We start from the raw sequence: 12564 nt of genomic DNA, 5'->3' as shown, positions 1-12564 counted from the left end.
CCTCGGCGATGCGCATGGCCTCTTCGATGAGGGTCTCGACGATCTGGTGTTCGGGGACGGTCTTGATGACCTCGCCCTTGACGAAGATCTGGCCTTTGCCGTTGCCGGAGGCGACGCCGAGGTCGGCTTCGCGGGCCTCGCCGGGGCCGTTGACGACGCAGCCCATGACCGCGACGCGCAGTGGGACCTCCATGCCCTCCAGGCCTGCGGTGACCTGCTCGGCGAGGGTGTAGACGTCGACCTGGGCGCGGCCGCAGGACGGGCAGGAGACGATCTCGAGCTTGCGTGGGCGCAGGTTCAGCGATTGCAGGATCTGCGTGCCGACCTTGATCTCCTCGACCGGTGGGGCCGACAGCGACACCCGGATGGTGTCGCCGATGCCCTGGCGCAGCAGCGCGCCGAAGGCGACCGCGGACTTGATGGTGCCCTGGAAGGCGGGTCCGGCCTCGGTGACGCCCAGGTGCAGCGGGTAGTCGCACTGCTCGGCGAGGATCTCATACGCCCGGACCATGACCACGGGGTCGTTGTGCTTGACCGAGATCTTGATGTCGTGGAAGTCGTGCTCGGCGAACAGCGACGCCTCCCACAGTGCCGACTCGGCCAACGCTTCCGGGGTGGCCTTGCCGTGCTTGGCCAGCAGGCGGGGGTCCAGCGACCCGGCGTTGACCCCGATCCGGATGGGGGTGCGGTGGTCGCGGGCCGCGTGGGCGATCTGTTTGACCTGGTCGTCGAACTTGCGGATGTTGCCCGGGTTCACCCGCACCGCCGCGCACCCGGCCTCGATCGCGGCGAAGACGTACTTGGGCTGGAAGTGGATGTCGGCGATCACCGGGATCTGCGACTTGGCCGCGATCGCGGGCAGCGCCTCGGCGTCGTCGGCGGACGGGCAGGCCACCCGGACGATGTCGCAGCCCGCCGCGGTCAACTCCGCGATCTGCTGCAACGTGGCGTTGACATCCGAGGTCAAGGTCGTCGTCATCGACTGCACCGAGATCGGGTGGTCCGAACCGACACCCACCGTCCCGACCTGCAACTGCCGGGTCTTGCGGCGCGGGGCGAGGACGGGCGGGGGCGCCTCCGGCAGGCCGAGCGAGACCGGGGCCGACGCTGTCGTGGTCATCGGGGAGCTCCTTCCAGGCCCACGGGCAGGGCCTTCGGGGTTGCGGAGGTGTGCTGGGCCAGTGCGGTGTCGGCGATCGCGGCGGCGGACAGGCCTGCCTTGTCGAGGATGCCGCCGCGGGGGCCGTGGTCGAGGAACTCGTCGGGCAGGCCCAGGGTGCGAACGGGGGCGGGCACCCCCGCCTCGGCGCAGGCGCTCGCCAGCGCGGAGCCCACGCCGCCGGTGCGCACGCCGTCCTCCAGGGTGAGGACCGTGCGGTGCCGGGAGGCCAGGTGCACCAGCGTCGGGTTGACCGGCAGCAGCCACCGCGGGTCGACGACGGTCACGCCGACGCCCTGGGCGGCCAGCAGTTCGGCGGCCAGCACGGCGGGGGCCGCGAGGACGCCGGAGGACACGATCAGCACGTCCAGCGGCAGCGACTTGCTGCGGTGCAGCACGTCCAGGCCGTCGATCCGGCTCAGCGCCGGGATCTCCGCCCCCGCGCCTGCCTTGGGGAACCGCAGCGCTGTCGGCCCGTCGGTCATGGCGACGGCCTCGCGCAGCAGCGCGGCGAGCTGGACGGTGTCGCGCGGCGCGGCGACCCGCATCCCCGGCACGGTGGCCAGCAGCGCCAGGTCCCACATGCCGTGGTGGCTGGCCCCGTCCGGGCCGGTCACGCCCGCCCGGTCGAGCACGAACGTCACCGCCAGCCGGTGCAGCGCCACGTCCATCATCACCTGGTCGACCGCCCGGTTGAGGAACGTCGCGTACAGGCACACCACCGGGTGCAGGCCGCCGTCGGCCAACCCGGCGGCGCTGGTCACCGCGTGCTGCTCGGCGATGCCGACGTCGAAGACCCGCTCCGGGAAGCGGGTCGCGAACCCGTGCAGCCCCACCGGGCGCAGCATCGCCGCGGTCAGCGCCACCACGTCCTGGTTCGCCTCGCCGACTGAGACGAGTTCCTGGCCGAACACGCTCGTCCAGCTCCGCGCGCCGCCGGGGGCCTTGCCCGTCTCGGGGTCGAGCACGCCGATGCCGTGCATGCGGTCGGCCTCGTCGTTCTCCGCGTGCGGGTAGCCGCGCCCCTTCTCGGTGACGCAGTGCACCAGCACCGGGCCGGTCTCGTCCGCGCCCGCCGCGCGCAGCGCCGCCTCGGTCGCGGCGGTGTCGTGCCCGTCGACCGGGCCGAGGTAGGTGAGACCGAGGTCCTGGAACAGGTTCGGGCCCTCGTGCGTGCCCTCGCGCAGGGCCCGCAGGTGCTCCGCGAGACCGCCGACAGTGGGGTCGTAGGAGCGGCCGTTGTCGTTGAGTACGACGACAACCCTGCCGTTGCCCGTGCCCAGGTTGTTCAGCGCCTCCCAGGCCATGCCGCCGGTGAGCGCGCCGTCGCCGATGACCGCGACCACCCGCCGGTCGTGGTCGCCGCGCAACCGCAGCGCCTTGGCCAGGCCGTCGGCCCAGGACAGCGAGCTCGACGCGTGCGAGCTCTCCACCAGGTCGTGCTCGGACTCGGCGCGCGAGGGGTAGCCGGACATCCCGCCCTCGGCGCGCAGGGTGTCGAACCCCTGCTGGCGGCCGGTCAGGATCTTGTGCACGTAGGCCTGGTGGCCGGTGTCGAACACCAGGCGGTCGGCGGGGGAGTCGAACACCCGGTGCAAAGCGATGGTCAGCTCCACCACCCCCAGGTTCGGGCCGAGGTGCCCGCCGCTGCGGCACACCCGGTCGATCAGGAACTGCCTGATCTCGGCGGCCAGCGCGGGCAGGTCGCCGGGGTTCAACGCCTTGAGCCGGTCGGGGCCGGTGATCCCGCCGAGCAGACTGAGCTGGCCCGTCATGCGCTCGCCTCCGTCTCGTGCCTGCCTCGCCCGCGCAGCGCGGAGGGCAGTTCGAACTGCGTGGTCTCCCGGGTGATCTCGCGCTCCTCCACGGTGACCGGGCCGCGCAGGCGCAGCGCCTCGACGACCTCCTCGACCAGCGCGGGCGGCGCCGAGGCGCCCGCGGTGAGGCCGACCGTGGTCACGCCGTCGAGCCACTCCGGCTTGATGTCCGCGGCCCGGTCGATCAGGTACGCGGGCGTGCCCTCCTTGCGGGCCAGCTCGACGAGCCGCACCGAGTTGGAGGAGTTGGTGGAGCCGACGACGAGCACCAGGTCGGACTCGGCGGTGATCTCGCGCAGGGCGTTCTGCCGGTTGGTGGTCGCATAGCAGATGTCGTCCGCGGCGGACTCTTGCAACAGCGGGAACTTCTGCTTGAGCTCGTCGATGAACACCGCTGTCTCGTCGACCGACAGCGTCGTCTGGGTCAGGTAGGACACCTTCTCCGGGTCGGGCAGGTCCAGCGCGTCGATGTCGCCCGGCTTGTCCACCAGCACCATCGACTCCGGGGCCTCGCCCATCGTGCCCTCGACCTCCTCGTGCCCGGCGTGGCCGATGAGCACGATCGTGTCGCCGCGCGCGGCGAGCCTGCGCGCCTTGGCGTGCACGCGGGTGACCAGCGGGCAGGTCCCGTCGATCACCTCGAGGCCGCGCTGGTCGGCGTCCTCGCGCACCGCGGGGGAGACCCCGTGCGCGGAGAACACGACCGTCGCGCCGTCGGGGACCTCGTCCAGTTCCTCGACGAACACCGCCCCCCGATTGGCCAGGTCGTCGACCACGTGCGCGTTGTGGACGATCTGCTTGCGCACGTAGACCGGGGCACCCTGGTGCTCCAGCGCTTTCTCCACGATCTCGATCGCGCGTTCCACCCCAGCGCAGAACGATCGCGGACCGGCCAACAGGACGCGGCGGGCACCGCCGTCCTCGGACTGCTCCTGCGTGCTCGCGAGTTCCATGGCCGCAACGTAAGCCGACGCGCGGCGGCGCCTCAACGCCGAGTCCCGGATTTCCGAACACCCGGCCGTCGCCGCCTCGGCCGAACAGTCGCAAAGGGCCCCGCCCGATGACAGCACGGGCCAGGCGTGCTGTGCCCCTTTGCGCGAGCCGCGCAGCGGCCGGTAGACCAAGAATCGGTGACATCGAACGAGGACGGGAGGCACACCATGGGCCACACCCCGCTCAGCCCCGACAGCCGCGCGGGCGGCGGACCACTGCGCCGGGTCTTCGCCGTCCTGGAGGTCCTCGCCGAGGCGCGGGGCGTGTTGACCCTCTCCCAGCTCGCGGACCGCCTCGACCTGCCCAAGTCCTCGCTGCACCGCACCATGAGCATCCTCACCGACCTGCGGCTGGCCGAACGCGACGCCGACAAGGCCTACCGCACCGGCGACTACCTGCGCACCCTGGCCCGCCCCCGCGCGGAGGCCGCCGTCGACACCCTGCCGACCCTGCTCACGCCGCACCTGCTCGAACTCGTGCAGCAGACCCGGCAGGTGGCCAGCCTCGCCATGCTCACCGGCGCCACGATCACCCACACCGCCGTCCTGCACGACCACGACCACACTTCCATGGCCCGCGCCGTGCGCACCCCGTCGCCCGCGCACACCACCGCCCCGGGCAAGCTCTTGATCGCCACGTCGTCGCGGGCGCTCACCTCGGTCAGCCTGCGCGAGGAGCTGGAACTCGTCCGCCGCACCGGCCTCGCCTACGCCCGCCCCTCCTCCGGCCTCGTGGAGGTCGCGGCGCCGTTGTGCCTGGGCGGGCCCGCGCCGGTCGCCGCCATCGTGCTGACCGGGGCGGTGCGCCAGCTCGACCTCAAGAGCGCGGGCGCGTTGCTGCGGCGGACTGTTGCGCTGGTGGAGGAGAAGGTGGCCCTGGCAAGTTAGGCGCGCAGGCTCGACCGGTCAGGTGTCAATCTCAGCACCGCGAACGCAATTCGGTGACCCCCACTCCGGTCAGGTCGTCACAAAACGCGACTCGGCCGGTCATCGCCATCACCAGGGAAAGGGTTGGGCCCCGCACCTCGCGGCCCGTCCCCGTGGTGAACCCGGTGTCGGTGGCGGTGAGCCGCAGGCCGGTGACGCGGCTCTTGGCGAGGACGACCATGTCCGTGCCCGCGTAGTGCGCCGCGACCTCGGTGAGAACCTGCTCGGGGTAGTCGCGGCGCAGGTCAAGCGGGCGGCGGATGTCCTCGGCGTGCACGACGGTCTCCGCCAGGGCGCCCAGTGCGGTCCCCCGGAAACCCAGTGGTGTGCTGGTGTTGCCCACCGCCGCCCTGAACCGGTCGAGCGTCTCAGCGCCTGAATCGCCCAGGTGCTCGCGCAGGCGCATGTCGACTTGTTTGTCGAAGTCGAAGCGGTGGCGCAGGACGCCTGCGAACCACCGGGGGAAGCGCAGCGTCGCCCCGGCGGTGAGATGGGCGAGGACCTCCCGCGCGGACAGACCCGTGCATAGCGACGGGGTGTCCCAGTGGTCGGCGCTGATGTGGGCGAGGTCGTCGGCCAGTGTGGCGCGTTCGGCGTGGACCAGGGGCCAGAAGTCGTTCATATTCGGTGAGACTCCGCTCGGGGCGCGCAATCATCGGTGGAATCGCCTCATCGTGCTGGCCTGGCCCCGTGGTCGCAGAATGGGGCAGGTGACACCGACCGAAAAGCGCCTCGCGACCCACCACCCCGACAAGCACGACCCCGGCACGGTGGGCGAGGCCACCTGGGCCGTCCACGGGGGAAACCACGTCGACCCCGCCACCGGGGCGCTGCGCGGGCCGTTGGTCATGGCGAACTGCTACCGGCTGCCCGACGACCCGGCCACGATGGACTGGTCCGGGGCGGGCGAGTTGATGTACAGCCGCAACGGCGGGTTCAACCAGCACGCGCTCGAGACCAAGCTGGCCGCCATGGAGGGCGGGGGGTCGGCGATCGCGTTCGCCAGCGGGGTGGCGGCGCTGCACGCGCTGTTCTTCGGCCTGCTGCGCACCGGCGACCACGCCGTGGTGTCCACCGTCGGGTACGAGGCCGTGTGGCGGCTGCTCGGCGACCTGCTGCCCAAGCGCTACGGGGTCGAGGCCACCTTCGTCGACATCACCGACCACGACGCCGTCCGCGCGGCGGTCCGGCCCACCACCCGGCTCATCCACGCCGAGACCATCGCCAACCCCACCACCGCCGTGGCCGACATCCCCGCCCTGGCCGAGATCGCCCACGCCGCCGGGGCGCTGCTCACCGTCGACAGCACCTTCACCCCACCGCCGGTCTACCGCCCCCTCGCCCACGGCGCCGACCTCGTCGTGCACTCCCTCACCAAGTACATCAACGGCCACGGCGACGCCATGGGCGGCGCCATCATCGGCTCCCACGTCCTTCTCGACCCCATCCGCGCCGACGCCTTGGTCGACGTCGGCGCCACCCTGTCCCCGTTCAACGCCTGGCTCATCATGCGCGGCTCGGTCACCCTCCCCCTGCGGATGCGCCAGCAGCAGGCCACCGCCCACGCCGTCGCCCACTACCTCGCCGCCGACCCCCGCATCGCCTTCACCGCCTACCCCGGCCTGGCAGGCCACCCCCACCACGCCTTGGCGCAACGCCAGTTCCAGGGCAACGGCGGCGTGCTGTCCTTCGCCCTGGACGGCCCCCCGGACCTGCAGAACAGCTTCGTCTCGGCGCTGCGGGTGATCACCTCCGCGGTGTCCCTGGGGCACGACGAGACGCTGATCGTGCATGTGGGGACCGACGGCCGGGCGGGGACCGAGCACTACCCGGCGGTGTTCCGGGAGTACGGGCACCTGCGGCTGTCGGTGGGCCTGGAGGAGCCGGAGGACATCATCGCCGACCTCGCCACCGCCCTGGACAAGGTCATGCCCTGAGCGCTGGGCCGTGTTTCGGCAAGCCCATGGACCTAGTCGGTCCTGCGGCCGTCGAGGTAGGCCAGGACGGCGAGGACGCGGCGGTTGGCGTCGTTGGACTGGGGGATGTCGAGCTTGAGGAAGATGTTGGTGGTGTGCTTGCTGACCGCCCCCTCGCTGACCACCAGGCGGTCGGCGATGGCGGTGTTGGACAGGCCCTCGGCCATCAGGGTGAGGATGTCCTGCTCGCGCGGGGTCAGGGCGGCCACGGCGTCGCGCTTGGTGTTGCGGGCCATGAGCTTGGTGATGACGTCGGGGTCCATGACGGTGCCGCCGCCCGCGACGCAGGTGACGGCCTCGATGAACTGGTTGCCGCCCATCACCCGGTCCTTGAGCAGGTAGCCGATGCCCCCGGTGCCGTCGGCGAGCAGTTCCCGGGCGTAGAGCTGCTCGACGTGCTGGGACAGGACCAGCACGGGCAGGTTCGCGTGCTTGCGGCGCGCCTCGAGGGCGATCTTGATGCCCTCGTCGGTGTAGGTCGGCGGCAGCCGGACGTCGACGATGGCCAGGTCGGGTCGGTGCTCGTCGAGCGCGGCGCGCAGTTCGGGGCCGCTGCCGACGGCGGCGACGATCTCGTAGCCGCGGGTGCTCAGGACCAGGCTGAGCCCGTCGCGCAGCAGGTGCAGGTCCTCAGCGATCACGATGCGCACGGGATGAGCCTACCCAGGGGATTTCTGACCGGGCGCGCTCGCGGGGCTATCGAGGGGGGAGCAGGGCGCAGGGGATGCCGATGACGGCTTTGGTGGGGCCGCCGGTCGGGCTGGTCACCTGGAGGGTGCCGTCGAAGACGGCTATCCGGCGCTGGATGCCGGTGAGGCCGGTGCCCCGGGTGGGGTCCGCCCCGCCCCGGCCGTCGTCCAGGACGGAGAGGGTGAGCGTGCCCCGTTCGTGGCGCAGGTCGATCCAGGTCTCGTCGGCGTCGCCGTGGCGGATGGCGTTGCTGAGCAGTTCGGCGCCCGCGAAATAGGCGGCGGACTCGACGGGGGGCTCCAGGGAGCCGGGCAGGTCGACGGTGACGTGGGTGGTGAGGGGCAGGTCCAGGGCCAGGGCCTTGAGGGCGTCGCCCAGGCCGCGCTCGGACAGCACCGGGGGGTGGATGGAGCGGACCAGGGACCGCAGTTCGCCCAGGGCGGTGACGGAGGCGGCGCGGGTGCCCGCGGCCAGGGCCTTGGCCTGGTCGGGGTCGCTGTCGATGAGGAACTCGATGTTGCTCAGGGCCATGCCGATGGCCACGAGCCGGGCCTGGGCGCCGTCGTGCAGGTCGCGTTCGACGCGGCGCAGTTCGGTGGACTCGGCCCAGGTGGACTCGGGGCGGGTCTCGGTGATGGCGCGGGTGCGCTGCTCCTCGCGCTCCGTCGCCGTGGGGCCGAGGAGGGCGCTGGTGCAGGCGGCGTGGGCGCGCATGAGCGGCGCCGAGATCGCCGCGGCCAGCAGGGCGATGGCGTAGCCGAGGGGGATGGCCACCCAGGGGGTGAGGCCCCAGGCCCAGTGGTCGCGCCAGGGCAGGGGCCAGGCGATGCCGAAGATGCCGAGGACGAACAGGGCCGTGGCCAGCGCCGGGATGACCGCGAGCAGCGGGCTCAGCAGCAGGAAGCCCAGGTCCCGCCAGGTCGCCGGGTCGCGCAGGGCGCTGCGGGCCCGCAGGCGCAGCGCCGGGACCGCGGGGGTGCGGTAGAGGCGGTGCCCGTACTCGTACATCCCGTCCTCGCGCTGGGCGGGGGCCTCGGGGGGCAGGCGGTACGGGCGGGGGACATGCACGCCCGACCACTGGTGGGCCTGTCTGCGGTGCAGGTCGGCCAGCGGTCGGACGGCGTGGAGGAGCGGGGTGGCGACGACGCCGGTCAGGGTGACGCCGACGAGCGTCACCAGGCCGACCACCAGGTTGCCGAGCGACTGTCCTAAGAGGATCAGGGGCCTGGCCAGGGCGTAGCCGCGCGCGATGAACCAGCGGGTGCGGCGTTGGCTGCGGACGGCCGCGCGCGCTGACTCGGGGGCCAGCAGGACGCGTGTCCAGCGGGCGTGCGCGCGCAGCAGCGGCGCACCGAGCGCCAGGCCTGCCGCTATCGCGACCACCCCGCCCGCCACCTCGACCGCGGCGGGGATGGGGAGGGTGAGCAGGGGCAGGGCGATGGCGGCCGCGCCACCGAGGACGAGGGCTGGTCCGATCAGGACCAAGGGCAGTCCGACGAAGGGGTCGACCAGCATCCACAGGATGTCGCGGGCGGTGGCGCGGTCGCGGTTGAGCCAGGTCATGTTGTCGAGGAACTGCGGCCACCAGCGCCGTCGGTAGAGGCGGGCGCCGTGTTTGAAGCGGCCGTCCTCCTGCGGCTCGATGGCGGGTGGGCGTGGTTCGTACGGCTCGGGGATCTGCACCGCCGACCAGCGGCGGGCCGCCCTACGGTGCGCGGTGGCGGTGCGGCGGGCGCTGAGGACGGCGGGGACGAAGGGGAACCAGAGGCCGAAGCACAGCAGCAGCAGGCTGAGGAGGATGGCGAGGCTCTTGAGGACCTGGCAGAGCTTGAGCACGACCAGGAAGCCGCTGCGGGGGAGCGCCAAGGCGTGCTCGCGCAGGCGCTCGTGCACGGGGGCTCCTTCGGGTGCGGGCTGGTGGCACGATTGTCCGGAAGGGGGTCGGGGGGCGTCAAGGCGGGTGGGGCCGCGGGCATGATGTCGGCCATGAGTCGCACCGCCCGCCGCATGCACGAGCTCCTGGAGCCGATCTGCCTGGTCACCTACTTCGCCGACGAGTGCGATCGGGAGTTCGCCGCGCTCGGGCACCGCACCTACTGGGGCGGCTACTTCGCCAGCCGGGCCGCGCCGCTGGGGCGGGTGTCGGCGGAGGTCGTGCACGCGGCCTTCTACAGCTTCGCCGACGGGGAGGCCGCGCGGCACATCCCGAGCGCGTGGGAGACGATTCCGCCGGAGGCGTCCCTCGCGGCGCGGGAGCGGGGCAGCGCGGCGTCTTTGCGGCGGATAGTCGGGGAACTGGCCGAGTCGCCGGGGGTGGCGCGCGCTGCCGACCTGATCACGAAAGCCGCGACGAGCGCGCCCACGGAAGGTCGGGTGGTGTACGCGGGGATGCGCACGCTCGCGGTGCCCGCGGATCCGGTCGCCCGGTTGTGGCATTCCGCGACGATGTTGCGCGAGCACCGCGGGGACGGGCATGTCGCCGCTCTGGTGGCGGCGCGCGTCGGGGGGACGGAGGCGCATCTGCTCAGCGCGTTGGAAATGGGTATCTACCCGGCGGAGTCGTTCGGGCGCGTTCACCATCTGCCGGGGGAGCGGTTGGCCGTGGTCATGGGTGGGTTGCGGGAGCGGGGGCTCGTTGACAGCGATGGCCGGCTCACCGCCGTCGGGCGGGAGACCAAGCGGCGCATCGAAGCGCTCACCGATGAGTTGGCTGCTGCGCCGTATGACGCGCTTTCTGGTGCTGAGCTCGATGAGGTGGTCGCCGAGCTTGAACCCGTCAGTGCGGTGTTGGTCGCCGCGGGGTCGCGGTGATGCGGTTTCGGGGCCTTGCTTGTGGCTGGGCGGGGGCGGGAGAAAGGGGTGCGGAGCCGGTGGCGGTGCGGGAAGGGGGGCGTCCCGGACCACCACCGGCTCCATGCGGTGGAGACCTCTATCGGTGAGAGGTGAGAAAGGCCTCCACTTGGTCCGCGGCGGTGGTGGTGCCGCCTGCTCTCTCGATCGCCTCGCGCATGCGGCGGGTGCGGCGGCGGATCGTCTCGTTCTCGTCGGTCTTGTTGACCAGGTCGCGCAGGGCTGTGGCTGTGATGCCCTCGGGGGCGAGGGTGTGGCCCAGGCCCAGGTCGGTGGCCCGGCGGGCGATGGCCCTCTGCTCCGGGGTGTGGGGGGTGAAGACCAGGGGGACGCCGTTGGCCAGGGACTCCATGGTGGAGCCCATGCCGCCGTGGGTGATGAACAGGCGGGTGTGGGGGAGGATGTCCAGTTGCGGGATCTGTTGGTGGGCCTCGACGTTGGGGGGCAGGGGGGCGAGGGTGGCGGGGTCGATGTGGGTTCCGGTGGCGATGACCACGTGCCATGGCTGGTCCGCGAAGGCCTTGGCGCAGTCCCGGAAGAAGTCGGGGGTGGCGAAGCCGGTGGTGCCCATGGAGATGAGGAGCACGGGGTTGTCGGTCGGTGGGACCCAGGTGCCGGGGGTGGGGCGGGGGCAGGGCCCGACGAAGGCGAAGTTGTCCGGGAACGCCTCCCCGTCGAACTGGAATTCGCGGGGGAGGAAGACCAGGTAGAGGCCTTCGGACTCCAGGGGGTCCAGTTCGGGCAGGGGGATCTCGGCCGCGCCGTGGTCGGCCAGGTAGCGCTCCATCCGGGCCATGACCTCGGCCAGGGAGCCGGGGGGCAGGGGGGCGGGCGGGGGCGCGTCCTTGGCCAGTTCCTCCATGAGGGAGAACGCCTTGCCCGTGGCGAAGGTGGGCCAGAACTGGACGCCCGGGCGGTTCCAGTGCCTGCGCAGCACGCGCACGACGTGGGCGAAGTGGCCGTCGTAGACGACCAGGTCGGGCAGGTCGGCGCCGAAGCGCTCCTCGGCGGCGGGGACCGGGGCCAGCGCCTGGCGGACCAGTTCCAGGGGGAACTCGGCGGCCTTGCGCTCGGCCTCGGCGGGGTCGCCCTCCGCCTCCGGGTTCCACCGCGACTCGTAGACCACCGCCTCGGCGCCCGCGGCGCGCACCAGGTCGGCGAAGGCGTCCGTGGTCAGGTAGGTGACCCGGTGGCCGCGCGAGACCAGTTCGGACACCACGGCCAGCGTCGGGTAGACGTGGCCCGCGGCCGGGAGGCTGAAGAAGGCGATGTGGCTCATGCGGACCGGACCTCGTCACCCATCGGCTCGCCCTTCTTCAGCGCGGCGAAGAAGCCGGAGAACTTGCCGTGGAGCTGGGAGTAGGCCTGCAGCGCGAAGATGAGCACGACGATCAGCACCGTGTTGACCACCGGGACCGCGTCCAGGTCCAGGGTGTAGGCCACGACCACGCGGGCCACCGAGTCGAGCAGGAAGCCCAGGCCCCACACCCACGTCATGGTGCGCAGCACCCGGCGGGCCTTGGGGGAGTCGCGCCACAGCTCCTCGAGGCGCACGACGTGCTTGTTCGGCATGATCGGCACCATGAGCCGGTAGAGGAACGGGCGCGCGGCGAACAGCGTGCCGCAGATCCACACCCCCGCGATCAGGGTGATCCACGCGTCCTTGGCCAGCAGCAGCCTCGGGTCCCCGGTGAGGAACGAGGCCAACGTGCCCAGCAGGATCGCCGAGATCATGAACAGGCCGAGGCCGTCGACCCTGCGGTTGCGGGCGAACTGCCACGCGTAGTGCGCCGCGGGCGGCACGCTGCCCGCCAGCAGCGCCACCCAGATCGACACCCCGGCCGCGCGCAACCCGTAGAACAGGCCGAGCGGGGCGATGATGTCGAAGAACAGCATCGCCCCGATCGCCGCGATCCGCGCGCCGGTGCTGGGCTCGTCGACCCGGGTGTTGTCCGGCTCGTCATGTGCGATTCGACTCGTCACCTGGCTCTGTGTCATATCCGCTTCCCTGAGTCGCTGAATTCCCCTCCCCACTGACAGTAGGCCGGTGCCGGGGGTGGGGGAATCCGGCTGGGCACCCTGTTCACGGTGGGTCCAGACCCACCCCCACCCGTGCGGCGGGTGCGGGCCTGACCTGCGCGAACAGTGCCGCT

The 12564-nt window shown here is 72.2% G+C and carries 11 protein-coding genes; 3 read left to right on the top strand and 8 right to left on the bottom strand.

Annotated elements, in window-relative coordinates:
- The 3 genes from ispG to GCL84_RS13585 all read right to left on the bottom strand — a co-directional run.
- Nucleotides 1-1120, bottom strand: a 1120-nt coding sequence (ispG, locus tag GCL84_RS13595; protein ID WP_156755820.1) for a flavodoxin-dependent (E)-4-hydroxy-3-methylbut-2-enyl-diphosphate synthase, incomplete at its 3' end; no start/stop codon positions are given.
- On the bottom strand, nucleotides 1117-2934 hold the full coding sequence (locus tag GCL84_RS13590; RefSeq protein WP_156755819.1) for a 1-deoxy-D-xylulose-5-phosphate synthase: 1818 nt from the start codon (nucleotides 2932-2934) through the stop codon (nucleotides 1117-1119). The genes ispG and GCL84_RS13590, both read right to left, overlap by 4 nt.
- Nucleotides 2931-3929, bottom strand: a complete 999-nt coding sequence (locus GCL84_RS13585) for a 4-hydroxy-3-methylbut-2-enyl diphosphate reductase (RefSeq protein ID WP_156755818.1) — start codon at nucleotides 3927-3929, stop codon at nucleotides 2931-2933. Before GCL84_RS13585 ends, GCL84_RS13590 begins: the two co-directional genes overlap by 4 nt.
- Nucleotides 3930-4106: 177 nt before the next feature.
- Between GCL84_RS13585 and GCL84_RS13580 the strand changes: the two genes are divergently transcribed.
- The gene (locus GCL84_RS13580; RefSeq protein WP_156755817.1) at nucleotides 4107-4856 is read left to right on the top strand and encodes a helix-turn-helix domain-containing protein; all 750 of its coding nucleotides are present in this window, start codon (nucleotides 4107-4109) and stop codon (nucleotides 4854-4856) included.
- A 31-nt stretch (nucleotides 4857-4887) separates the two neighbouring features.
- Here the strand turns inward: GCL84_RS13580 and GCL84_RS13575 are convergent, their stop codons facing one another.
- The gene (locus tag GCL84_RS13575; RefSeq protein WP_156755816.1) at nucleotides 4888-5517 is read right to left on the bottom strand and encodes a maleylpyruvate isomerase family mycothiol-dependent enzyme; all 630 of its coding nucleotides are present in this window, start codon (nucleotides 5515-5517) and stop codon (nucleotides 4888-4890) included.
- 88 nt (nucleotides 5518-5605) lie between these two features.
- Between GCL84_RS13575 and GCL84_RS13570 the strand changes: the two genes are divergently transcribed.
- The gene (locus tag GCL84_RS13570) at nucleotides 5606-6832 is read left to right on the top strand and encodes a trans-sulfuration enzyme family protein (protein WP_235926222.1); all 1227 of its coding nucleotides are present in this window, start codon (nucleotides 5606-5608) and stop codon (nucleotides 6830-6832) included.
- Nucleotides 6833-6864: 32 nt separating this feature from the next.
- On the opposite strand, the gene GCL84_RS13565 is transcribed toward GCL84_RS13570, so the two are convergent.
- Together GCL84_RS13565 and GCL84_RS13560 are read right to left on the bottom strand one after the other, a co-directional pair.
- Nucleotides 6865-7521 carry a response regulator gene (locus tag GCL84_RS13565; RefSeq protein ID WP_156755814.1) on the bottom strand — a complete coding sequence of 219 codons (657 nt, stop codon included), beginning with the start codon at nucleotides 7519-7521 and terminating at the stop codon, nucleotides 6865-6867.
- Between the two features lie 46 nt (nucleotides 7522-7567).
- Nucleotides 7568-9454 carry a sensor histidine kinase gene (locus GCL84_RS13560; protein WP_197523223.1) on the bottom strand — a complete coding sequence of 629 codons (1887 nt, stop codon included), beginning with the start codon at nucleotides 9452-9454 and terminating at the stop codon, nucleotides 7568-7570.
- An 84-nt stretch (nucleotides 9455-9538) separates the two neighbouring features.
- On the opposite strand from GCL84_RS13560, the gene GCL84_RS13555 reads away from it, so the two are divergent.
- Nucleotides 9539-10372: an SCO6745 family protein gene (locus tag GCL84_RS13555; protein ID WP_407924391.1), complete on the top strand. Its 834-nt coding sequence runs from the start codon at nucleotides 9539-9541 to the stop codon at nucleotides 10370-10372.
- Nucleotides 10373-10490: 118 nt separating this feature from the next.
- Here the strand turns inward: GCL84_RS13555 and GCL84_RS13550 are convergent, their stop codons facing one another.
- Complete coding sequence (locus GCL84_RS13550; protein WP_156755811.1) at nucleotides 10491-11690, bottom strand: macrolide family glycosyltransferase; 1200 nt, start codon at nucleotides 11688-11690, stop codon at nucleotides 10491-10493.
- Nucleotides 11687-12394 carry a VC0807 family protein gene (locus GCL84_RS13545; RefSeq protein ID WP_156755810.1) on the bottom strand — a complete coding sequence of 236 codons (708 nt, stop codon included), beginning with the start codon at nucleotides 12392-12394 and terminating at the stop codon, nucleotides 11687-11689. The genes GCL84_RS13550 and GCL84_RS13545 overlap by 4 nt, the downstream gene beginning before the upstream one ends.
- Nucleotides 12395-12564 lie beyond the last annotated feature (170 nt).

Origin of the sequence: Actinokineospora pegani (genome assembly GCF_009745975.1) — a bacterium.
Taxonomy (GTDB): domain Bacteria; phylum Actinomycetota; class Actinomycetes; order Mycobacteriales; family Pseudonocardiaceae; genus Actinokineospora; species Actinokineospora pegani.
This window is presented reverse-complemented; position numbering and strand designations above follow the sequence as displayed.

What these genes read in the sequence shown, in the direction of transcription:
- GCL84_RS13550 (WP_156755811.1), bottom strand. Translation starts at nt 11,690, where the DNA reads ATGAGCCACATCGCCTTCTTCAGCCTCCCGGCCGCGGGCCACGTCTAC.
- GCL84_RS13555 (WP_407924391.1), top strand. Translation starts at nt 9,539, where the DNA reads ATGTCGGCCATGAGTCGCACCGCCCGCCGCATGCACGAGCTCCTGGAG.
- GCL84_RS13575 (WP_156755816.1), bottom strand. Translation starts at nt 5,517, where the DNA reads ATGAACGACTTCTGGCCCCTGGTCCACGCCGAACGCGCCACACTGGCC.
- GCL84_RS13585 (WP_156755818.1), bottom strand. Translation starts at nt 3,929, where the DNA reads ATGGAACTCGCGAGCACGCAGGAGCAGTCCGAGGACGGCGGTGCCCGC.
- GCL84_RS13590 (WP_156755819.1), bottom strand. Translation starts at nt 2,934, where the DNA reads ATGACGGGCCAGCTCAGTCTGCTCGGCGGGATCACCGGCCCCGACCGG.